Below are 24,106 nucleotides of genomic sequence, written 5' to 3'. Positions count from 1 at the left end.
CCCTTAAATACAATATCTTTTGTTTGCTATAAAATGCAACTCCATTTTATATAATTATATATCATATAACTGTAGAATTGCATATATTTTGCATATGCTATACATAAATTGCTTCTCTCTCAATCCTTCCACCAAAGAGCCTTTCTAAATCAGTATGTTTCATACTTCCTTTGCATATAAGTTCAGTAATAAGGTTTCCTGCTCTATTCATAGCACACAAAACGCATACCTGTTCCTTTGAGATACCTCTTTTTCTCTTTTCAGTCTTACTGCTGAAACTACCCTTAACACCTCTTTTATGGGCTTTTCGTGGTATAGCAAAGGTTGTGCTTTTTTTGTGGTTGCCTTTAAAAGACTCCCTAATGAAAGCCTCGTCAACTTCTACGACACCGCCAACACTACCAATACCCATAAAGGCTCTAATTGCGTCTGATATTTTATGTCTCCAATAGAATGATGTAGGTATATTTATCTTAACTTCTTTTGTACATCTTTTTATAGAATAGCCATTTATCATGCACTTGGCATATTGTATCCATTGCTTAACATCTTTCTTGCTATTATGCTTTGGAGAACGTGTAAAGTCAGTAAAAGTCTTTCGGCAGGACTTGCAGATATATCTTTGTTTTCCATTATACTTTCCGTTTCTGGATACTTCATCATGTTCACAATGAGGGCAGACTTTTCCACTTGAAAATCTATTTTTCTTAACCTCATTTGTAACTTCTGTGGCAAATGAGTCTAACACAAATACTTCTTCAAGGTATTGCACCTTCATACTGTGTATAAAAAATAAACTATTGGAAAATATGGAAAATAATATATAGATGTGATAATATAAAATTAGTTTATTAATAGGAGTGTGTTATATGAAAGCCAATATTAATTTTCAAAACAATTTGAAAAAGATATCTGAGATGCAAGGGGAGAATGTAAGCTTTGAAATATTAGAATACCCAGCTTTAAACGGAAGTAAAGATGTTGAAAGTGCTGTAATGCTTTCTTTTATGAAGGACGCAAATATAAAATTAAAGCAGGCTAAGGTAACTTTAAGAGGAGGAAGTGTAAAACTTGAAGCAGGAGCTTTGAGCTTTTTAAAAGGAAACATTGAGATGGATAATAACATGGGAGGAATTTTAGGCCTTGGAAAGAAGCTATTAACCAGCAAGGTAACTGGAGAAACAGCCTTTAAGCCTAGATATAAAGGAACTGGAGAAATATTTTTAGAGCCCAGCTTTGGCCATTATGCTTTAATTTTTTTAGAGAATGAAGAAATAGTAGTAGATGATGGATTGTTTTATGCCTGTGAAGATTCTGTAGAAGTTGGAGCTTATATGCAAAAAAATATATCTGCAACTATTATGGGAAACGAAGGTTTATTTCAGACTAAGCTTTCAGGAAGAGGAATTGTGCTTTTAGAAATACCTGTTCCAGAAAGTGAAATTGTTAAGTATACATTAAATAATGAAACTTTAAAGGTAGACGGAAACTTTGCACTATTAAGAAGCAGAGGAATAGAATTTACAGTTGAAAAGTCATCAAAATCATTATTATCCTCAGCAACAAGCGGAGAAGGTCTTTTAAATGTATTCAGAGGCACAGGAGAGGTTTGGATTGCTCCAACACAGCAGGTATATAACCGCCTAAGGTTTGCAGGATTAATGGGCATGACTAATCCTGGGGGAAGTTCTAATACGAAGGTTTAAATTATTGAGGTATTTTATTTATGGCACTGTCAAAATTACCTGTATATGTAATTTTGACAGTGTTTTTTAAGTACAGGGTTCAAAAAATGGAACGCAGCTTAAGAAGAGAATTAACAAAAAAATGGTGTATAATGCAGTAATGGATTTTGAAAAAAGAAGTGTTATAATATTCTTATATACTATAAATAAAAGGAGAAATTCTGAAAAAATGAATAATAAGGGTAAGGTTGTTTTGTATTTAATGAGACATGGACAAACTATTTTAAATAAAGCTGGAAGAACCCAAGGATGGTGTGATGGAGTTCTCACTAAAGAGGGGATAGAGGTTGCTGTAAATGTTGGACTTGGACTTAGCGATATTAAGTTCAAAGCTGCCTACAGCAGTGATTTAGGCAGAGCTATAAAGACGGCAAAAATTATTCTAAATGAAAACAGAGAAAGCGGTAATTTAGAATTAAAAGAACTTGAATGTTTAAGAGAGGTATGTTTTGGAAAGTATGAAGGAGAGCTTGAAAGCGTGAAACTTAAGGATATCTTAAATTTCCTTAACGTAAGCTCCTTTGAAGAAGCAGCGAAAAAATATGATTTTCAAAAAGCATATACTAATGCCTGTGCTGCTTTAGATGAAACAAAAGAGGCAGAAGATTATGATACGGCATTAAAAAGAGTTATGAAAGGTTTGGGAAATATATGTCTGGAAAATTCCAGTGATAATGGTGGCAATGTGCTTGTGGTAACCCATGGAGGAATAATTAGAATAATTATTAATTATTTAGATAAAAGTTTTGATTTAAGGCATGTGGATAATTCAAGTATATCTAAAATTATATATGAAAAAGGAACCTTTAAAGTTGAAACTGTAAATGATAATAGTTATTATGAGAAAGGTAAAGCTGTGAAAACAACAGTGAAGAATTAAAATTGTCTTATAGGTGGAAACAAAAGCTGTTGTTTAAAGTAATTTTGTTTCCACCTATATTTAAGTGTTGCAATAATAAATGAGATTGTATATAATGAAATTATAGAAAAGGATTTCTATTTAAGAAGGGTGAGGATATGGCAGTAACTATAAATGATGTTGCAAAAGAAGCAGGAGTTTCAATCACTACAGTATCCAGAGTTTTAAATAACAATTATCCAGTTAAAAAAGAAACAAGAATTAAAATAGAAAAAGCTATCGAAAAATTAGAGTATAAACCTAATGCTATGGCGAGAAGCCTCATAACTAAAAAGACATCTATAATAGGAGTAATAGTTCCAGGTATAACTAATCTCTTTTTCCCCACAATAGTAGAGGCTATAGAAGATATTACAAAGTCTAGGGGTTACAGTATATCCCTTGGAAATACTGGCGGAGATGCTAAGGAAGAAACAAAACTTGTAGAGGAGCTGAAAGCCAGACAGGTTGATGGAATTATAGTAATTGACCCTACCATAGAAAACCTGGAAAAAGGCTGCTATGATAAGCTTTCAAAGCTTGTTCCTTTAATAGTAGTAAACGGTGCTCCAAGTGGAAATAAGTGCAGTTTTGTATGTTATGATGAAGAGGTTGGGACTATAGAAGCTTTTGAGTACCTTCTTCAATTAGGTCATAAAAAAATTGCTTTTATAAGAGGGCACAAAAGTTTTTCCTATGATATTAAAGAAAAGATATATAGAATAACTTTAAAAAATGAAAAACTAGATTACATGAAAATATTGAATGTAGGAAAGGGTAACAGTATTGAAGTTGTTGATAGAGTGGAAAGTGAAATAAGAGAGCTTTTTTTAAGTGATGAACGTCCTACAGCAGTATTTGCCTGTAACGATTTAATGGCTATGGGTGTTATTAATGCCTGCAGCAAACTAGGTATAAAAGTTCCTGAAGACTTATCTGTTGTTGGGTTTGATAATACATTGATTTCGAAGCTTGCTCATCCAAAGCTTACAACTGTTGATTTAAATATGAAGGAAATAGGACATAGAGCAGCTCTTGAACTTATTGACATTATAGAAAATAAAACTAAAAGCAGAAAAAAAGTGATATTGGGAACAAAATTAATAATAAGAGAAAGCTGTGAAGAAATATAGAAAAGGCTTTCTATATAAATATTAATGTAAGGAGGAGTTGCTGATGAAAAATATAAACGCTGCTTTTGAAATTGAACGTCTTATTAATTTTGCAGTGCAGCATAAGATTATTGAAGAGCTGGATGTAATTTTTATGCGCAATCAATTAATGGATTTACTAAAGGTTGATGAGCCTTATGAAGGTGATATTACTTATGAGAATTTAAATAGTCCAGTTGAAATTTTAGAAAACCTTTTAGACTATGCCTGGGAAAACAAGCTGATTGAAGATAATACTTTGACATATAGAGATTTATTCGATACTAAAATTATGGGAATACTAATGCCTCGTCAGTCAGATGTAGTCAGAAGTTTTTATAAAACATATAACGAAAAAGGAAAAGAAGCAGCCACAAATGATTTTTATGCTATATCTCAGGCTTCAAACTATATAAGAATGGATAGGATAGCTAAGAATTTATATTGGGAAGCACCTACAGAATATGGAGTTTTAGAAATAACTGTAAATCTATCTAAACCGGAAAAAGATCCAAAGGAAATTGCAGCATCAAAACTTCGTCCTCAGTCAAATTATCCTAAATGCCTTTTATGTATAGAAAATGTGGGTTTTGCTGGTCATGTAAATCATCCTGCAAGACAAAACCATAGAGTAATACCTGTAACACTGTCAGGTGAGCAGTGGTATTTTCAGTATTCTCCTTATGTTTACTACAATGAACATTGCATATTATTTAATTCAGAACATATACCAATGAAAATATCAAATAAAACCTTTGAAAGACTTCTGGATTTTATAGAGAAGTTTCCACATTACTTTATAGGCTCTAATGCAGACCTGCCGATAGTAGGTGGATCAATTTTAAGTCATGATCATTTTCAAGGGGGAAAACATGTATTTCCTATGGAAAAAGCTCCTATAGAATTAAGCTTTACAAAGGATAATAGTAAAGTTAATTTAGGTATTGTAAAATGGCCTATGTCCGTTATAAGAATATCTTCAAAAGATAAAGAGGAGCTTATAAAACAGTCCGTTGAAATACTGGAAACTTGGAGAGACTATAGTGATGAAGCACTAGATATACTTGCTTATTCAGAGGTAAATGGTGAAAAAGTTCCTCACAATACTATAACTCCTATTGCCAGGATGAATAAAGCAGGAGAATTTGAATTAGATTTAGTGCTTAGAAATAATAGAACAAACAGTGATTATCCAGATGGTATATTTCATCCACATGAAGAGCTTCACCATATTAAGAAAGAAAATATAGGCTTAATTGAGGTAATGGGACTTGCAGTGCTTCCTGGAAGGTTAAATACAGAACTTAAAGAAGCAGAAACTATACTTCAAGGTGATAAAAATAGGCTCAAAGCTGCAGAAGAAAATGCTGACGACTCAATTCATAAACATGCAGTATGGATAAAAGCTATGGCTGAAAAATATGGAACAAACTGCAGCAGTGAGAAGGCAGAAGAGGTTTTAAAGAAAGAAGTTGGAAATAAATTCTTACAGGTATTAATTGATGCAGGTGTTTATAAGAGAAACAAGGAAGGCCAGGAAGGATTTGTGAAGTTAATTGAAAGTTTAGGGTTTAAAAACAATTTAATTAGACATAACAGGAGGGTATTATGGACGTATTAAAGTTAAAAGAGGAATTTAATAAGATATATGGAGAAGGAGAAGTAAGAGTGTTTCATTCTCCAGGAAGAGTTAATTTAATAGGTGAGCATATTGATTATAACGGAGGATATGTATTTCCTTGTGCTTTAGAGTTCGGAACCTTTGGTTTAGTAAGAGAAAGAGGAGACAGAAAGGTAAATTTAGCTTCCACAAACTTTGATTTAAAGGTTTCAGTAGATTTAGATAATATTGTATATAAAGAAGAGGATGACTGGGCAAATTATCCTAAGGGTGTTATGAAGGTTATGTCTGATATTGGATACAGACTTTCTGGTATGGATATTTTAATAAGCGGAAACATACCAAACGGTGCAGGGCTTTCTTCATCAGCTTCTTTAGAGTTACTTATAGCAGTGATAATAGATACGCTTTTCAATGGCGGAACTGCTGACAGAGTAGAACTTGTTAAGCTTTCGCAAAAAGCTGAAAACACCTTTGTTGGTGTGAACTGTGGTATTATGGATCAGTTTGCAGTTGGTATGGGAAAGAAAAACAAGGCTATACTTTTAGACTGCGCTACATTAAAATATAATTATGCGAGCGTAGAGCTTGGGGACTATACCTTAGTTATAATGAACACTAATAAGAGAAGAGCTTTAAATGAATCAAAGTATAATGAAAGAAGAGCTGAGTGTGATGAAGCTTTAAGTATACTTCAAAAAGAAACTGACATAAAAGCACTTTGTGATTTAACTGCTGAAGAGTTTGATAAGCTAGAGCACCTTTTAACTAAAGAAAATGTTAAAAATAGAGCAAAGCATGCTGTTTATGAAAATGAAAGAACTAAAAAAGCTTATGAAGCGTTAAATTCAGGCTGCATAGAGGAATTTGGAAAGCTATTAAAAGCTTCTCATGACTCACTTAGAGATTTATATGAAGTAACAGGCAGGGAACTGGATACAATTGTTGCAGAATCTTTAAAGATAGAGGGCTGCATAGGAGCAAGAATGACTGGAGCAGGTTTTGGAGGCTGTGCTATAGCACTTGTTAAAAAGGATAAAGTAGACAGCTTTATGGAGCAGGTTAAAAAGAATTACAAAGAACTTATAGGTTATGAGCCAAGCTTCTATTTAAGTGGAATTGGTGAAGGGACTGAAGAAATAATATTAAGTTGTAAATAAAAATTTACCTAGTAAAATGGAGGGATTTTAAATGTCGATATTAGTTTGCGGTGGAGCAGGTTATATTGGAAGTCATATGGTGGCTGCACTTTTAGACAAAGGTGAAAATGTTGTAATTTTAGATAATTTTCAAAAAGGACATAGAGATGCAGTTATAGGCGGAAAGCTTTATGAAGGTGATTTAAGAGATAGAGCAGTACTTGATAAAATTTTTACTGAAAATAAGATTGATGCTGTTATAGATTTTGCAGCAGATTCTTTAGTTGGAGAAAGTGTAATTGAGCCTTTAAAGTATTTTGAAAATAATGTTGGGGGAACACTCAGCCTTCTTCGTGCCATGAAAGATTACGGAGTTAAAAATATAGTATTTTCTTCAACAGCAGCAACCTATGGTGAACCAGAAAGTATTCCAATATTGGAAAGTGATAAGACATTTCCAACGAATCCTTATGGAGAATCAAAGCTTGCTGTAGAAAAAGTATTAAAGTGGTGTGATAATGCTTACGGCATAAAGTATACTGCATTAAGATATTTCAATGCAGCTGGAGCTCACGAAAGCGGTAAGATAGGAGAAGATCATAAGCCGGAAACACATCTTATTCCGCTCATCCTTGAAACTGCTCTTGGAAAAAGAGAAAAAATAATGATTTTCGGTGATGATTATAAAACTGAAGATGGAACCTGTATAAGAGACTATATACATGTTATGGATCTTGCACAGGCTCATCTTTTGGCAGTTGACAGATTAAGAGATGGAGGAGAAAGCAGAATATATAATCTTGGAAATGGAACAGGTTTTTCAGTTAAAGAAGTTATTGAAGTAGCAAGAAAGGTTACAGGAAGAGAAATAAAGGCTGAAGTTGCACCAAGACGTGCAGGAGACCCAGCGGTTTTAATTGCTTCTTCACAAAAGGCAGTAGATGAATTAGGCTGGAAACCTAAATATAATTCACTTGAAACTATAATTGAAACAGCTTGGAATTGGCATGTAAATCATCCAAATGGATATGAAAAATAATTTTAAATAAAACAGTGAAGGAGGGAATTATGCCCTCCTTTTTAAATGCTCTCAATTTTATTGCATAGTGCTAAACGTTTTCAGCATTCTTAAAAAGTGATTAGCTTCTCTAAGCACGTGGTCGCTTAAAAGCGGTGGAATAATAGATTTTACTTTACAGGTTAAAATTCCTTCGGTTCCCTGTTTTTTAAAATCTCTAAGCTCAGTTACACTTTTTATACTTTCTTTTGTAATTTCTGAAAGTGTCTGAGGCTCATTTTTTAAGGATATAGTTTTATCTAAAAGATTATCAAATTCTTTGGAAAAGGTATTTGCAGTTTCAAATAATACTTTTTCTGATGGATCCAGGTAGCCTCTTATAAATTTTGTGTGTTCACCCATTATATGATTCCAAAAAATTTCGTGTTCTATAATTTCGTTAATGCTATCAATGGAATCTTTGTTCTGAAATTTGTTTAATAACATAACAGCGAATTTAGATTCTTCTATTACATGGTGTAGCATAGTTGGATATATATAACTGAAGGTTTTGCAGTTTAGTATGTTGTTTAATAGCTTTGTTAAAAAAGCTATGGTACTGTTTGTTAGAGAAATAGTTTCTCTGTTAAGGATGGAAATTTCGTTGAATAGTCCTGTATCTCTTCTTGTCTTGGCTGCGGCAGCCATATTAAGCTGCTGCTTTGTAATTTCCTTATTAATCGGAATACCAGTTAAAAATTCTGTTGAAGCTTCTGCAGGCAGTGTCATCTCTGTTACAAGTTCATTGGAAGCTAATACTTCTTTGCTTAATACATTGAAGGAAAGAGAAACTGCTCTTGATAAAAGCTCTTCATATTTATTTTTTACACCGAAAAGCTGTCTTGATAATGCTGTATCTTTTGGTGGCAGTGAAGCAATTCCAAAGATAGCATGTTCCTTAGATATTCTTAAGAAAAATAAATCAAACTCAAGAGACATTTTCACAAATTGTTCGTTAGTTAACATTTTATCCCCTTTCAGAAATTGTTATGTATTATCTACATTTATCATAATATGTTAGAAATAAAATGTTGTGATTTTATAGTTTTAAATTATAGTTTTATTGACATTTTAATATAAAAAGCATACAATAAATATATGAATAGTTGTTCATATATTTATATTTTCAGGGGGAATAATTATGAGCAGTCCTATAAAAAAAGAATTTATATTAGAGGGACTTGGCTGTGCAAATTGTGCAGCTAAAATGGAAAGAAAGATAAATGAGCTTGATGAAGTTTCAAAGGCTTCAATTAATTTTGCAACTAAAACCTTAACAATGGAGATTGATGAAGAATTTAATAATAATACATTAATAAATAAAATTGTAAATATTGTAAAAGGTATAGAAGCACATGTTACAGTAAAAGAAAAGCATAAGCATAGTTTTAATGAATATTCTCATCATATTCATGAACATGAGCATACTCATGACCACAGTTATAGTATAAAAGGGCAAGAAAAAGAGCTCATAAAGCTAGGTATAGGAGTAGTTTTATATTTAATTGCGGTAATATTTAAAATATCTTTTTGGGCAGAATTTATTCTTTTCATTGCAAGTTATGTTTTTATAGGCGGGGATGTTTTGTTAAGAGCTTTTAAAAATATTGGAAGAGGTCAGATTTTTGATGAAAATTTTTTAATGAGTATAGCAACAATTGGAGCTTTTGCTATTGGGGAATATCCAGAGGCTGTATCAGTTATGCTTTTTTATAAGATTGGGGAGTTTTTTCAGGATATGGCCGTTAATAAGTCAAGAAAATCAATAGAATCACTTATGGATATAAGACCAGATTATGCAAATTTAAAAATTAATGACAAAACTATAAAGGTATCTCCAGAGGAAGTTAAGGCAGGTGATTTAATTATAGTAAAGCCTGGAGAAAAAATCCCCTTAGACGGTAAAGTTGCAGAAGGATTTTCTATGCTTGATACATCTGCACTTACAGGAGAATCCCTTCCAAGAGAAGTAAAGGCAGGAGACAATGTACTAAGTGGATTTATAAATAAAAATGGACTTTTAACAATTGAAGTTACTAAGGAATTTAGTGAGTCTACCGTTTTTAAGATATTGGATTTAGTTCAAAATGCCGGCAGCAGAAAAGCTCAGACAGAAAATTTTATTACTAAATTTGCAAGATATTACACACCTGCTGTAGTTTTTTCGGCATTAGCTCTTGCTTTTATTCCACCTATACTTATACAAGGTGTAGTTTTTTCACAGTGGATATATAGAGCTTTAGTGTTTTTAGTTGTTTCCTGTCCGTGTGCTTTAGTAATATCTATACCCCTTAGTTTTTTTGGAGGAATAGGTGGAGCTTCTAAAAAAGGAATATTAGTAAAAGGCGGAAACTATTTAGAAGCATTAAATAATGTTGAAACTGTTGTATTTGACAAGACTGGTACTTTGACTAAAGGAGTATTTAAGGTTACTGAAATAAATTCAGTAAATGGGGTAAGTAAAGAAGAGCTATTAGAATATGCTGCTTTTGCTGAAAGCTTTTCTAATCATCCTATTGCAGTATCTATATTGAAAGCATATGGTAGAGCAATAGATAGGGCTGTGATTAAAGATTATAATGAAATAGCTGGGTATGGGATAAGTGTAAGAATTAGAGACAGGGAAGTATTAGCTGGAAACAGTAAATTGATGAAAAATAAAAATATAAAATTTAATGAAGCTGTAAGTATTGGAACTGCAGTACATGTAGTAATAGATAACAGGTATGCAGGATATATAATAATTTCAGATGAAATAAAAGAGGATTCTGCTAAAGCTATAAGTCTGCTGAAATCCCTTGGAGTTAAAAAAACTGTTATGCTTACAGGAGACAATAAGGCAGCAGCAGAGAAAGTAGCAGCAGAGCTTAAAATAGATGAGGTTTATTCAGAACTTCTTCCAGACGGCAAGGTTAGAGAAGTTGAAAGACTGCAGGAAGAAAAATCATCTAAAGGAAAGCTTATATTTGCAGGAGATGGAATTAATGATGCTCCCGTGCTTGCAAGAGCAGATATTGGCATAGCCATGGGTGGAATTGGTTCAGATGCAGCAATTGAGGCAGCAGATGTTGTAATAATGACTGACGAGCCTTCCAAAATAGCTGAAGCTGTAAAGATAGCAAAGAAAACAAGAATAATTGTATTACAAAATATAGTTTTTGCTCTGGCAGTAAAAATATTAATATTAATATTTGGAGCTTTTGGTACAGCTTCAATGTGGGAAGCGGTATTTGCTGATGCAGGAGTAGCATTGATTGCGGTATTAAATTCTATGAGATCATTGAAAGTTCATTAAAACTATAACTTGACAAAAATAATAAAAAATACTATTCTTAAATAAGAAATTAAAACTTAATATTAAATTCAGGTGCTTTTTGTATATTAATAATATTTACAATATGCAGAAAGTGAAAAGGGAATACGGTTAAAATCCGTAACAGCCCCCGCTACTGTAATTGATGACGAGTCTTTATTTATCCACTCTATTTATGGGGAAGGAAAAGATGAGGAAGATTCATAAGTCAGGAGACCTGCCTGGATTTACGTTTTTAATATGCTTTCGGAGGGAAGGCCTATTAGAGTAAACAATGACTATTAATATTAATGGGATAAGTCTGTCATTTTTAGTCGTGAGTTAATTCTAGTGGCATTACGTTTAAAGCGTATTGCCATTTTTATTTTATAAAATTTTAAATAACGGGAGGTAGTATTAAATGAAAAAATCAATGAAAAAATTGATAACAGCAGTTATTGCAATAGTAATGATTTTTACTTTTGCAGCATGTAAAAAAAGTAATATGGAAGGAAGCTCAGCTAAGACTCAGAAAGAAACATTAGCAACTAAATATCCTTATACAGCTAAGGATTCAAAAGGAAAAGAAGTTATTATTGAAAAAGAACCAAAGAAAATTATTTCTCTTGCACCAAGTATTACTGAATTAATTTATGCTTTAGGAAAAGGTGATGAACTTGTTGGAAGAACAGATTATTGCGATTTTCCAGAAGAAGCTGCAAAGGTTCAAAGCATTGGATCATTGACAGAACCAAATGTTGAAAAAATAATTGAATTAAAACCGGATATAGTGGTTGCATCAACGCACTTTAAAGATGATGTGGCTAAAAAATTGGAAGATATAGGTATTAAAGTAGTTGTATTATATGATTCTAATGATTTTAATGGAGTTTATGATATAATAAATACGTTAGGACAGATAGTAAATGCTCAGGATAAAGCAAATGAATTAATTTCATCAATGAAGAAAAAAATTGAAGATGTTAAGGAAAAAGTAAAAGGAAAAGAAACTCCAAAGGTTTATTATGTTGTAGGTTTCGGAAAAAGCGGAGATTATACTGCTACTGGAGATACATTTATAGCTCAGATGATTGCTATGGCTGGTGGAGATAACATAGCAAAAGACGGTACTGGATGGACATACAGTCTTGAAAAAATAATAGAAAAAGATCCAGAATACATAATTGTATCAAAGAATTTTGGAATGAAGGATCAATTTATATCATCTGAAGGGTATAAGGAATTATCAGCAGTAAAAAATAATAAAGTTATAGAAATTGATGATAATCTTTTAAACAGACAGGGACCAAGACTTGCTGAAGGAGTTGAAGCTTTAGCAAAAATACTTCATCCAGACTTATTTAAATAAGGTGTAACTGATGAATAAAATTGTTATAAAGAAAAGAAAAATGGTATTTTTACTGTTATCAGTAATTTATGTTTTATTGGCAGTGTGGGCTGTTTCAATAGGAGCAGCAAATATGACTTTCAATAATGTTTTAACTGTAGTATTAAAATCAGTGCCATTAATAGGAAAATATATAGGAGGAAATGTGCCTGAAACACATTTCCTCATAATATTTAAGGTTAGGATGCCGAGAATAGTTATGTCCAGTCTTGTGGGAATGGGGCTTTCTGTAGTTGGTGCTTCTTTTCAGTCCTTATTTAAAAATCCTATGGCAGATCCGTATGTATTAGGAATATCTTCAGGTGCGGCTTTAGGTGCATCAACTGCTATAGTTTTAAAACTTCAAAGTACAGTTATCTCTTTAAGTGCTGTAACTATAGGTGCATTTTTAGGTGCGGTAGCTGCAGCTGTTTTTGTTTATTATATAGCACAGGTTAAAGGAAGGGTAACAACTGTTAATTTACTTTTGTCAGGAAGTGCAGTTAGTTTTTTTGCATCAGCAATGATTTCAATAATAATGGTTTTTAATCAGCAGGAGGTTCATAAAATAGTATTTTGGATGATGGGAAGTTTTAATGCTTCAAGCTGGAAAAATATTTTCATTACAGCTCCTGTGGTTATTTTTGGCATAGTAATTATATATTTTTTTCATAGAGATTTTAATTTAATGCTCATTGGTGAGAATAACGCTAAAGTATTAGGTGTAGAAACAGAGAAACTTAAAAAGATAATAGTAATTGTTTCGTCTATGATAATGGCTGTTTGCGTTTCATTTTCAGGGATAATAGGTTTTGTTGGATTTATAGTACCTCATATAGTTAGAATTTTATTTGGGCCTGATAATAAGATTTTAATTCCATTTTCAGCATTGATAGGTGCTGTATTTTTACTGTCAGCAGATACTGTAGCAAGAACTATAGCTTCTCCAGCAGAGCTGCCTGTAGGAGCAGTAACAGCGTTAATCGGGTCTCCTTATTTTATATATCTGCTTGTAAAAATGAAAAAAAGGAGCGGATAGTGAATTGAACGAATATATAAATGTAATAAATCTCAGTTTTTCCTACGAAGAAAAAGAAATCTTAAAACATATAAACTTAAACTTTAATAAAGGTAGATTTTATTCTGTTATAGGACCTAATGGTTCAGGTAAATCCACTTTCATTAAAAACTTATCTAAAATAATACAACCAAAACATAAAAGTATATTTATAGATAAAAAAGATATTATAAGTTTTAATAATAAAAATCTGGCTAAGATGATTTCGGTAATACCTCAAGATATATCAATAGATTATGAATTTACAGTTTTAGATATAGTAATGATGGGAAGGAGTCCATATAAAAAAAGGTTTGAAGATTTCAATATGGACGATGAAAAAACAGCAGAAAAATATATGAAACTTACAAACACTTGGCAGTTAAAAGATAAACTTATTACACAGTTAAGCGGCGGGGAAGTTCAACGAGTAATAGCTGCAAGAGCTTTAAGTCAGGAAACGGATATAATTTTGCTTGATGAACCTACTTCACATTTAGATATACAATATCAGATAGAATTTTTAAATATATTTAAGAGCTTAAAAAATAACAAAGTAATTATTGCTGTGCTGCATGATCTAAATCTGGCATCAATTTTCAGCGATGAAATAGTGTTAATTAATAAAGGACAGGTAAAAGCTTTTGGAAAACCTTGGGATGTAATAAATAAAGAAAATATTAAAGATGTTTATAACCTTTCAGTAGAAGTATTTGAAAATCCCATTAGTAAATGTCCTTATGTAATTCCTGTAGTTTAGATTTTTCATGCTTATAGAGGTGTTTTAAAAAGAAGCATACATAGATGTGTTTACACAATTCTATGTATGCTTCTTTAAGATGTTGTTAATTACTTTGACTTGTTTGTTTTGAATTTTCCCATTTTTGAATTAGTTTCAAATTTGCTTTTTCGTATTCATTTAGTGAAGACTCACTGCCGTTATAGTTTGGATCAGGAGTATACCAGGTTTTGCTGCCAAAGTATTGTACATATTTATCAGTTTTAAATACAAATCCGTGTCTTGCAAAAATTTCATTTCTTGCAATTTTAAGATCATCTAAAGATAAAATACTGATTTCAGCGTCAGTTAAATATTTTTTATCACTGTCAGGTAATATAAAATCTTTATTTTCTGAGGCATTATTAATTGCAGATGAATCAGTTGGAGCATCAGGTGAATATTTTTCTTCTTTTACTGCAACAGGATTGTTAGCTCCATCATCTTTAAACTTATACCAGGTTGTAATTTTAGGTGCATCAGCGTAAGAATACATGCCATCAGGATCATCAATAATAGTTGAACTTATTTCATATATTTCATCTTTATCAATATCTTCTATTATAGTAGGATAAAATGCATCTACCGTACCTAAATTTACAAGACTATTATTTTTAACTTTAAAAACTTGTCCAATATGATTGTATTTTCCGTAACCTAAACAAAAGAAAAAGCCTTTTTTATTTTTGTCATATGTATAAATTCCGCAATCGTTCAGTGTTTCTGCCACGTCAGTTGTTTCGGTATATACTTTTTCATATTTATCATTTATAACTTTGTAAAGATTTATAGCATATTTGTTATAGAAAAAACCAGAATTTTGTTCTTTTACTTCAATAATCTCATCGAAAGAATCTTCATCAAGATTATCAAAATAAATGGTTTCTTCGTTATATAGAGCTTCTTTAGTATTATAAACTTTAGTGTTAGTAAGTTTAGAGATAATATTCAGCATTATTACTTCATATTTTTCGTTATCTTTCACATTACCTCCATTTTCCTTAAATTTGATTAGACTTGAAAATGCCTCATCAAAATTATTATTTTGTGCTGAATTTAAAGCCTTTTGGTTATAAAGATTTTTATTTATCTCTTTTAAATCCTCAGGTTTTATAAGGTATTGAAATTTTAATATTTCATTTTCAATTTCGGTGTTATTTTGTTTTATAAGATCTGAAGCGGTTGTTTTAAAAGCATTTATAGTGAAATTTGTCTGCCAGTTTTCTAAGGATTCGCAGGCGTAGTCAAATTTTTTTTCTGCATTTTTCTCTATTTTATACATAAAAAAATAATAACTGCTTTTAATCTGTTTAAAAAATATACCAATTAAAGATATTAAAACGATTGTGGAAATTAAGGCAGTTATCTGCCATTTTTTAAAATGAATATTACTGGGATTGTCTACCTTTACAGTATTGATTGGTTCTTTTAAAACATTGTTATTTTCAGTTTTTAATTCAGCTTTTAATTCAGCACAATTATTGTTTAAAGTTTCCTTTGAATTATGTATGAGAGTTCCGCAAATTGTGCAAAATTTTTGATTTTCATTTAATTTTGTTCCGCAATTAGTGCAGTAAAGCATTTTAAAGCCTCCTTTTATATTATAATTATGAGTTTACTATTAAATTATATAAAAAAATTTAATAATTGTGTATAAAGTGTTAAAATTTTATATACAAAAATGTAACAAATTATGATATGATACAGTGGAGGTGAAAATATTGGCAAAAAAATATTTATTTTTTTCAGCACTGTTTTTATTTATAATATTTATTTGCGGCTGTTCAAATAAAAGTTCAGCAGTAAATAATAATTTTGCAGTTTCTTTAAATGAACAAACACAGCAAATAAAAACAGAGAAAAATTCAAATGAAAATGAAAAAGACACAGAAAATGTTACACATATAGATGAAAGCAGTATAAACAACAATGATAAAAATAAACAAGTTATTGATAATAAAAAAGAAAAAAATATAACTATAGTTATTGATCCTGGACATGGAGGAAAAATTACGTCAGAAAAAGAACCTATTGCACCTGGTTCAAAAATAATGAAAGCTAAAAATGTTTCAGGTGCCTTTGGAATTGTAACTAAAACACCAGAATACAGCATTAATTTGAGTGTATCAATGAAACTTAAAGAATATTTAAATAATGCTGGCTATAAAGTTATTATGACTAGAACATCAAATTCCGAGACTATTGGGAATATACAAAGAGCGGAAATAGGTAATAAAAATAATGCAGATTTAGTTATGAGAATTCATGCAGATTCATCTGCTGATAAATCTGTTAAGGGAGCATCTATGCTGGTTCCAGGTAATGTTGGGTATGCTCAAGATATATATAAAATTAGTAAAAAATATGGGGAAACCATATTAAAAAAATTAATAGATGAAGCAGGTATGAAAAGTAGAGGGGTGATAACAAGGACAGATTTAACAGGTTTTAATTGGTCAAAAGTGCCAGTTGTGCTTATTGAAATGGGTTTTTTATCTAATACTGAAGAGGACAAGCTGTTGTCTTCAGATGATTATCAGCAAAAAATAGCTTTAGGTTTATTTAAAGGTATTGAAGAAATTTTTAATAATGAAAAATAAAAGGAGGAATTTTGAATGTATTGTCAAAAATGTGGAACAAAACTAAATGAAAATGATAAGTTTTGCGGTATGTGTGGTAACCCTGTTAATAACACTTCTCCCCAAATACCTGTTAATATAAACTTATCAAAAGAAACTTATCAAAATGTTGTTAACAATTTAAAGGATGTTACTTACAGCAATAATGGTATTATAAATATTTTTAATACATATATCAAAAAACCTATTACAATTTTCGAAGAGTTTAAGGAAAAAGATACATTTAATGCATCAATAGCTATGTTTATATTGTTTCCGATTATTTATGGATTGTTAAGTATATTATATTCAATAGAATTAGTAAATGGAGTTATAAGTTTTATAAAGAATTTGCCTATGAAAATGGCTAAGTTTGGTATAATGAGTTCTATGGAGGCAGCAGAAACTGTTATAGATATACAGACAGATAAAGAATTTTTGACTTTTGCAGCTAAAGCAAAAACTTTTCTTAATAAAGGAGATATTTTTAAATATTCTGCTTTGTCATTTTTCTTATTAATGTTAATTACTTTTATTGTGGTTTTAGTTATAAATACAGTTATGCTGAATAAAAAAATCAATTTTAAATCAATTTTATTTATAGTAGGTATTTCTTATATTCCATTTATATTAGCTTTTGTAGTACAATTAATTATTGGAGTTATAAGTATAAGTTTTTCTAATACAATGCTTGCGGTTAGTTTCTCTTTAACAACAGTAACATTATATAAAGGTATACATGAATATTCTCAGGTAAGCAAAGATAAAGTTTTTCATAGTACTGCTTTAGTGATTTTTGTAACATCTTTAGTAATAATGATAGTTACAGGGAAGGTTGTTAATCAGTATATAGTAAAATTAGTCAGGGAAAATATGTTAAATCAAATAATGAATTTAATATTTTAAGATAAATTAATGTAATTTTTAACAGGTTGGGGCAAAATGCAAATATCTGCTTCAACCTGTTTTAATATTTAAAAAGAATGTTTATTTTTTGCAATATTAAATTGAATTTTCACATACAATTTTAATAAATGAAATTATACGAATATTATACTGTTATTTTACTTAAAAAGTTTGAATAAATACGAACTATATTTAATAAATTCGCATAAATGTATTGAATATTATATTTTCTAGTGATATTATAGATATATAGTAAAACCGAATAAAAACCATCCATATAATCCCGATAATATGGTTCGGGAGTTTCTACGAGAAAACCGTAAATTTTCTGTCTATGGGTGAGTCCAATGAGTGCTTAATTCACATTATATTTTTGTAATGAGAATTATTTGTCATCTTTAAACTTCACCTGGGCTTACCTATGGCTTTAGGTGGAGTTTTTTATTAAGCAAAAAGGAGAGCTAAGCATGAGTAAAAATGTAGTAAGATTATTTGTTGAAAAAAAGGCTGGCTTTAATGTAGAAGCAGATAGTTTGTTTTACGATTTAAAAGATAATCTTGGCATAAGAGGAATTGAAAAACTTAGAATTTTGAATAGATATGATATTAGCGGCATTTCTATAGATGAATATGAAAAAGCAAGAGATTTAATTTTCTCAGAAGTAACTGTAGATAATGTTTATGAAGAACAATTTCCGATAGAAAAAAACAGTAAAATTTTTGCCATAGAATATCTGCCAGGTCAATACGATCAAAGAGCAGATTCAGCCTGTCAATGCATTCAGCTTCTGACACAAGGAGAGGAAGTTGCAGTAAATACAGCAAAGGTGATAGTACTTCAAGGAGATATTAGTGAAGAAGACTTTGATAAAGTAAAAAAATACTGCATAAATCCTGTAGATTCAAGAGAAGCCTGCCTTGAAAAGTCGATTACCCTAAATAAAGAAATGGATATACCTAAAGATATTGCAGTTTTAGAAGGTTTTATAGATTATTCAGAGAAGCAGCTTGAAGTCTTTTTAAAGGAATATGGTTTAGCCATGAGCTTTGAAGATTTGAAGTTTTGCAGAGAGTATTTTAAAAATACTGAAAAAAGAAATCCTACTTTAACTGAGATAAAGGTTATAGATACTTATTGGTCAGATCACTGCAGACATACTACTTTCCTTACAACTATTGAAGAAGTAAGCATAGAGGAAAGTGAATTTTCAAAGCCTGTTATAAAGGCTCATGAGGAATATTTAAAAGCAAGAGACTATGTTTATGAAGGTAAGGATAAGGAAATCTGTCTTATGGACATTGCTGTAATAGGCATGAAGGAGCTTAGAAAGAGAGGATTTTTAGAGGATTTAGATGTATCAGAGGAAATAAATGCCTGCAGCATAGAAATTAATGTGGATGTAAATGGCAAGGATGAAAAATGGCTTTTGATGTTTAAGAATGAAACTCATAATCATCCTACAGAAATAGAGCCTTTTGGAGGAGCTGCTACATGTTTAGGCGGAGCTATAAGAGATCCTTTATCCGGCAGAGCTTACGTTTATCAGGCAATGCGTGTTACAGGCAGCGGAGATCCTAGAACAAGCATAGAAGATACTTTGCAAGGAAAGCTTCCTCAGAGAAAGATAACTTTAGGTGCAGCACAGGGGTACAGTTCTTACGGAAATCAAATAGGGCTTGCTACTGGGCAGGTTGCTGAAGTTTATGATGAAGGCTTTGTTGCAAAGAGAATGGAGCTTGGAGCAGTTATTGCTGCAGCTTTAAAGGAAAATGTAGTAAGAAAAGAGCCAAAACCAAGTGATGTAGTAGTGTTAATCGGGGGAAGAACAGGAAGAGACGGCTGCGGAGGCGCTACAGGTTCTTCCAAAGAGCATGATGAAACTTCAATTTTAAATTGCGGTGCAGAGGTTCAAAAAGGAAATCCAGTAACAGAAAGAAAAATTCAGAGGCTTTTTAGAAATCCTGAAGTGAGCAAAATGATAAAACGCTGCAATGATTTTGGAGCAGGCGGAGTTTCCGTAGCAATTGGTGAGCTTACAGAGAGCTTAGAGATAAATCTGGATTTAGTACCAAAAAAATATGAAGGCTTAGATGGCACAGAGCTTGCAATTTCAGAGTCTCAAGAACGTATGGCTGTTGTAATAGATGAAAAAGATGTATCTAAGCTTATAAGCTTAGCTCATGAAGAAAATCTGGAAGCTACAGTTGTAGCAAAGGTAACAGATGATAAAAGGCTTAAAATGAGCTGGAGAGATAAATATATAGTTAATTTAAGCAGAGAATTTTTAAATACAAATGGAGTTAGACAAAGCACAAAAGCTATTATTACAGCACCATCTGCTGAAGAGAATTACTTTAACAGCATTCCATTAAAAGTTAAGGAAAATTTGATGGATATAAAGAAAGCATGGCTTTCTAACTTGCAGGATTTGAATATATGTTCACAAAAAGGTCTTGTTGAGAGATTTGACAGTACTATAGGAGCCGGCACAGTGCTTATGCCTTTTGGAGGAAAGTATCAAGCTGCTCCTAGTGAGGGTATGGCAGCAAAAATACCTGTTATTAATGGAGAAACCAAGACAGTTTCCTTAATGACTTATGGTTATAATCCTAAAATAGGAAAATGGAGTCCTTTCCATGGAGCAGTTTATTCAATAGTAGAAGCAGCAGCCAAGTTAGTAGCTATGGGAGGAGATTATAAAAATATCAGATTATCCCTTCAAGAGTATTTTGAAAAGTTAGGTAAAGATCCTGTAAGATGGGGTAAGCCTTTAGCAGCACTGCTTGGAGCACTGCATGTTCAAAGAGAACTTTCTATCGCAGCTATTGGAGGAAAGGACAGTATGTCTGGAAGTTTTAAGGACTTAAATGTTCCTCCAACCTTAGTAGCTTTTGCGGTGGGAACTACTGATATTGATAATGTTATATCTATAGAATTTAAAAGTACAAACAGTCAGGTAGTTTTAATACCTTGTGATAGAGATGAACAGGAGCTTCCAAGGTTTGATATTTTAAAGAGAAACTTCAGTAAAATAACAGAACTTATTAAGAAAGGGAAAATACTTTCTGCCTGCTCAGTAAAGGGCGGAGGAATTAGCGAAGCTGTAAGCAAAATGTGTTTTGGCAATATGATAGGCATGAAATTTATTAAAATGCAGCCTGCTGAAAATTTCTTCAAGCCTGATTACGGTTCATTTATAGTTGAATTGTCAAAAGATGAAGAACTAGACTTAATTTTTGAAGATATTAGGTATGAGCTTTTAGGATATACTCAGGAAAATAATGTTATAGAAATAAACAACGAAAAAATATTGCTTGAGGAAGCTTTTGAAAGCTATGAGAGTACTTTGGAGAGTATTTTTAAAACAAAGACAGATAAGATTAACGAGAATATAGAAAATATAAGTTTCAATAATAAAATTACTAAAACTCCAACTATAAAGCTTGCAAAGCCAAGAGTATTCATTCCTGTTTTTCCAGGAACTAATTGTGAATATGATTCACAGCGTGTTTTTGAAAAAGCTGGTGCGGCAGTTGAAACTCTGATATTTAAAAACCTGTCAGCTGGTGATATAGAAAACTCTATAGAAGAAATGGTTAAAAAAATAAATAATTCACAGATTGTAATGCTTCCAGGAGGTTTTAGCGCAGGAGATGAGCCAGATGGTTCAGGAAAATTTATAGCAGCTGTGTTTAGAAATGAAAGAGTAAAGACTGCGGTAATGAACCTTTTAAATAATAGAGACGGACTGATGCTTGGTATATGCAACGGTTTTCAGGCGCTTATTAAGCTTGGTCTGGTGCCTTATGGAGAAATAAGAGCTTTGGATGAAAATTGCCCTACATTAACCTATAACAGCATAGGAAGACACGTTTCCTGCATGGTACAAACTAAAATTACTTCAAAGCTTTCACCTTGGTTTAATAATGTAAACTTAGGAGATATTCATACAATACCTGTTTCACATGGTGAAGGAAGATTTGTATGCAGTGAAGAAGAAATTAAAAGACTAATTGCAAATGGACAGGTGGCTACCCAATATGTAGATTTTGAAGGTAATGCCACTTATGATATAAAGCATAATCCAAATGGTTCCTTCTATGCAGTGGAAGGCATTACAAGTCCAGATGGAAGAGTACTTGGAAAAATGGGTCATAGTGAAAGAGTCGGATATGGTATTGCTAAAAATATTGCAGGTGAAAAGAATCAGAGAATATTTGAAGCGGGAGTAAATTACTTTAAATAAAGGAGAGAAGTTTTTATGGAAAGATTAGATATGATTTACGAAGGTAAAGCTAAAAAAATATATAAAACTGAAGACAGTGATAAAGTAATCATATATTATAAAGATGATGCTACTGCATTTAATGGTGAGAAAAAAGGACAGATAGAAGATAAGGGAGTTTTAAACAATACTATTGCTTGTGCAATTTTTGAGCTTCTTGAAAGCCGTCAGGTTAAAACTCATTTTATAGAAAAGCTGAGCGAAAGAGAACAGCTTTGCAGAAAGGTAGAAATTATACCGCTGGAAGTTATAGTAAGAAATGTTGCTGCAGGAAGCATGGCAAAAAGACTAGGTCTTGAAGAAGGCTCTAAACTTAATACTACAGTTTTTGAGCTAAGCTATAAAGATGATTCTCTTGGAGATCCTCTTATAAATGATTATCATGCTGTAGCTATTGGTGCTGCTACTTTTGATGAGCTTAGAACTATATACAGTATGGCAGCAGAGATTAATAATATACTAAAGGATTTTTTTATAAAGCAAAACATAAGACTTATAGATTTTAAATTAGAATTTGGAAAGACTAAGGATGGAGAAATAGTGCTTGCAGATGAAATATCACCAGATACTTGCAGGTTCTGGGATGCAAATACTAACGAAAAGCTTGATAAAGACAGATTTAGAAGAGATTTAGGAAATGTTAAAGAGGCTTATGTAGAAATATTAAAGAGAATAAGCAATGGAGCATAAAATTTACAGCTGTTTTTGGAGGGTTATGGTTATATGAATTTTGAAAATGATAAGTTTAAAGAGGAATGTGGAGTTTTTGGTATATTTTCAAATGAACCTATAGACGCAGCCACAATAACCTATTATGGTATATATGCACTTCAGCACAGAGGACAGGAAAGTGCAGGAATAGCAGTTTCAAATGGCAAGGAGCTTAATTGTCATAAAAATATGGGCTTAGTTTCAGAGGTGTTTCGTGAAAATACCTTAAGTTCACTAACAGGAAATTCTGCTATAGGGCATGTAAGATATTCAACTACTGGTTCAAGCAATGTTAACAATGCACAGCCTATATTAGGGAAATACAAACTTGGAACAATTGCTATTGCACATAATGGGAATTTAGTAAATGCAGATATTATAAGAGAGCTTCTAGAGGAGGGCGGCTGCATATTTCAAACCTCTAATGACTCAGAAGTTGTTCTAAACCTTATAGCAAGAGGAGCAAACAGAGGAATAGAAAAAGCGGTAGTTGATGCAATTTCTGCTGTTAAAGGTTCCTATGCTGTAGTTATTTTAACTGAAGATAAGCTTATTGGTGTAAGAGATCAAAACGGAATAAGACCACTTTGCATTGGAAAATTAAATGAGAGTTTTATTCTATGCTCTGAAAGCTGTGCATTAGATGCTGTTGGAGCAGAATTTGTAAGAGATGTAAGACCAGGAGAAATAGTTATTATAGATAAGGATGGACTAAAGTCTATAAACTTTAGTGAGAGAGCGAAACATGAGGTTTGTGCTTTTGAGTATATATATTTTGCAAGACCTGACAGCATTATAGATGGAATAAATGTATATGAAGCAAGAGTTAAGGCAGGAGAACAGCTTTTTAAGGAAAGCCCTGTTGAAGCTGATATTGTAATAGGAGTTCCAGATTCAGGTATAGGTGCTGCTATGGGATATTCTAAAGCTTCAGGCATACCATATGAACTTGGCTTTATAAAAAATAAATATGTAGGAAGAACTTTTATAACCCCTTCCCAAGAACTTAGAGAAAAGGCGGTTTCAGTAAAGTTAAATCCTCTTAAGGTAAATGTTGAGGGTAAAAGAGTGGTGCTTATTGACGATTCCATAGTAAGAGGAACTACAAGCAGAAGATTGGTTGAAGCTCTTAAAAGAGCAGGAGCAAAAGAAGTACATTTTAGAGCAGCTTCCCCTGTTGTAAAGTATCCTTGCTATTTTGGTATTGATACTCCTTACAGAAAAGAACTTATAGGTGCACAGCTTGCTGTAGATAGTATAAAGGATGAACTATGTGCAGACAGCCTGGCTTATTTAAGTTTGGAAGGTTTGATTGAATCTTTAGGCGGCACAAATAAATTTTGTTTAGGCTGCTTTAATGGTATATATCCAGTAGCTGCTCCTATGGAAACAGCTAAAAATCATTTGGAGGGTTAAAGGCCTAAATGGCCTTTACGGGTTACATGCAAGTGGTAACGAGT

The 24,106-nt window shown here is 31.9% G+C and carries 18 protein-coding genes and 2 riboswitches; of the genes, 15 read left to right on the top strand and 3 right to left on the bottom strand.

Going from position 1 to position 24,106, the window contains the following annotated elements:
- Positions 1-97: 97 nt before the first annotated feature.
- On the bottom strand, positions 98-748 hold the full coding sequence (locus tag M2651_RS03510) for an IS1595 family transposase (protein ID WP_252130958.1): 651 nt from the start codon (positions 746-748) through the stop codon (positions 98-100).
- 121 nt (positions 749-869) lie between these two features.
- Here M2651_RS03510 and M2651_RS03505 point away from each other — a divergent pair, with 121 nt between their 5' ends.
- From M2651_RS03505 to galE, 6 genes are all read left to right on the top strand, one after another.
- Positions 870-1,706 (top strand): AIM24 family protein, encoded by an 837-nt coding sequence (locus M2651_RS03505; RefSeq protein WP_252130957.1) that lies wholly within the window; start codon positions 870-872, stop codon positions 1,704-1,706.
- Between the two features lie 208 nt (positions 1,707-1,914).
- Positions 1,915-2,625, top strand: a complete 711-nt coding sequence (locus M2651_RS03500; RefSeq protein WP_252130956.1) for a histidine phosphatase family protein — start codon at positions 1,915-1,917, stop codon at positions 2,623-2,625.
- Positions 2,626-2,762: 137 nt separating this feature from the next.
- Positions 2,763-3,776 carry a LacI family DNA-binding transcriptional regulator gene (locus M2651_RS03495; RefSeq protein ID WP_252130955.1) on the top strand — a complete coding sequence of 338 codons (1,014 nt, stop codon included), beginning with the start codon at positions 2,763-2,765 and terminating at the stop codon, positions 3,774-3,776.
- Between the two features lie 43 nt (positions 3,777-3,819).
- On the top strand, positions 3,820-5,415 hold the full coding sequence (galT, locus tag M2651_RS03490; RefSeq protein ID WP_252130954.1) for a UDP-glucose--hexose-1-phosphate uridylyltransferase: 1,596 nt from the start codon (positions 3,820-3,822) through the stop codon (positions 5,413-5,415).
- Positions 5,403-6,575, top strand: a complete 1,173-nt coding sequence (locus M2651_RS03485; RefSeq protein WP_286207925.1) for a galactokinase — start codon at positions 5,403-5,405, stop codon at positions 6,573-6,575. Before galT ends, M2651_RS03485 begins: the two co-directional genes overlap by 13 nt.
- A 31-nt stretch (positions 6,576-6,606) precedes the next feature.
- Positions 6,607-7,593, top strand: a complete 987-nt coding sequence (gene galE, locus M2651_RS03480) for a UDP-glucose 4-epimerase GalE (RefSeq protein ID WP_252130953.1) — start codon at positions 6,607-6,609, stop codon at positions 7,591-7,593.
- A 57-nt stretch (positions 7,594-7,650) separates the two neighbouring features.
- Here galE and M2651_RS03475 read toward each other — a convergent pair whose 3' ends face one another.
- Positions 7,651-8,577, bottom strand: a complete 927-nt coding sequence (locus M2651_RS03475; protein WP_252130952.1) for a DUF2935 domain-containing protein — start codon at positions 8,575-8,577, stop codon at positions 7,651-7,653.
- A 175-nt stretch (positions 8,578-8,752) separates the two neighbouring features.
- Here M2651_RS03475 and M2651_RS03470 point away from each other — a divergent pair, with 175 nt between their 5' ends.
- The 4 genes from M2651_RS03470 to M2651_RS03455 all read left to right on the top strand — a co-directional run bounded on the left by M2651_RS03470 (position 8,753) and on the right by M2651_RS03455 (position 14,107).
- Positions 8,753-10,906: a heavy metal translocating P-type ATPase gene (locus tag M2651_RS03470; protein WP_286207924.1), complete on the top strand. Its 2,154-nt coding sequence runs from the start codon at positions 8,753-8,755 to the stop codon at positions 10,904-10,906.
- Between the two features lie 53 nt (positions 10,907-10,959).
- A riboswitch (cobalamin riboswitch) is annotated at positions 10,960-11,163 on the top strand.
- Between the two features lie 161 nt (positions 11,164-11,324).
- Positions 11,325-12,272: an ABC transporter substrate-binding protein gene (locus M2651_RS03465; protein ID WP_252130951.1), complete on the top strand. Its 948-nt coding sequence runs from the start codon at positions 11,325-11,327 to the stop codon at positions 12,270-12,272.
- Positions 12,273-12,282: 10 nt separating this feature from the next.
- Positions 12,283-13,329, top strand: a complete 1,047-nt coding sequence (locus M2651_RS03460; protein ID WP_252130950.1) for a FecCD family ABC transporter permease — start codon at positions 12,283-12,285, stop codon at positions 13,327-13,329.
- Between the two features lie 4 nt (positions 13,330-13,333).
- Complete coding sequence (locus tag M2651_RS03455; RefSeq protein WP_252130949.1) at positions 13,334-14,107, top strand: ABC transporter ATP-binding protein; 774 nt, start codon at positions 13,334-13,336, stop codon at positions 14,105-14,107.
- A gap of 85 nt (positions 14,108-14,192) precedes the next feature.
- On the opposite strand, the gene M2651_RS03450 is transcribed toward M2651_RS03455, so the two are convergent.
- Positions 14,193-15,707: a YARHG domain-containing protein gene (locus tag M2651_RS03450; RefSeq protein ID WP_252130948.1), complete on the bottom strand. Its 1,515-nt coding sequence runs from the start codon at positions 15,705-15,707 to the stop codon at positions 14,193-14,195.
- A gap of 139 nt (positions 15,708-15,846) precedes the next feature.
- On the opposite strand from M2651_RS03450, the gene M2651_RS03445 reads away from it, so the two are divergent.
- From M2651_RS03445 to purF, 5 genes are all read left to right on the top strand, one after another.
- A complete protein-coding gene (locus M2651_RS03445; RefSeq protein WP_252130947.1) occupies positions 15,847-16,725 on the top strand; it encodes an N-acetylmuramoyl-L-alanine amidase family protein in 879 nt (292 codons plus the stop codon).
- Positions 16,726-16,740: 15 nt separating this feature from the next.
- Positions 16,741-17,649, top strand: a complete 909-nt coding sequence (locus M2651_RS03440) for a zinc ribbon domain-containing protein (protein WP_252130946.1) — start codon at positions 16,741-16,743, stop codon at positions 17,647-17,649.
- Positions 17,650-17,902: 253 nt separating this feature from the next.
- Positions 17,903-18,004: riboswitch (purine riboswitch) on the top strand.
- Positions 18,005-18,116: 112 nt separating this feature from the next.
- On the top strand, positions 18,117-21,896 hold the full coding sequence (locus M2651_RS03435) for a phosphoribosylformylglycinamidine synthase (protein WP_252130945.1): 3,780 nt from the start codon (positions 18,117-18,119) through the stop codon (positions 21,894-21,896).
- Positions 21,897-21,911: 15 nt separating this feature from the next.
- Complete coding sequence (gene purC, locus M2651_RS03430; RefSeq protein WP_252130944.1) at positions 21,912-22,625, top strand: phosphoribosylaminoimidazolesuccinocarboxamide synthase; 714 nt, start codon at positions 21,912-21,914, stop codon at positions 22,623-22,625.
- Positions 22,626-22,658: 33 nt separating this feature from the next.
- On the top strand, positions 22,659-24,062 hold the full coding sequence (gene purF / locus M2651_RS03425; protein WP_252130943.1) for an amidophosphoribosyltransferase: 1,404 nt from the start codon (positions 22,659-22,661) through the stop codon (positions 24,060-24,062).
- Positions 24,063-24,106 lie beyond the last annotated feature (44 nt).

Origin of the sequence: Clostridium caldaquaticum (assembly GCF_023806125.1) — a bacterium.
Lineage (GTDB): Bacteria > Bacillota > Clostridia > Clostridiales > Clostridiaceae > Clostridium_AT > Clostridium_AT caldaquaticum.
The sequence above is the reverse complement of the archived record's forward strand: the minus strand, read 5'-3'. Positions and strand labels throughout refer to the sequence as shown.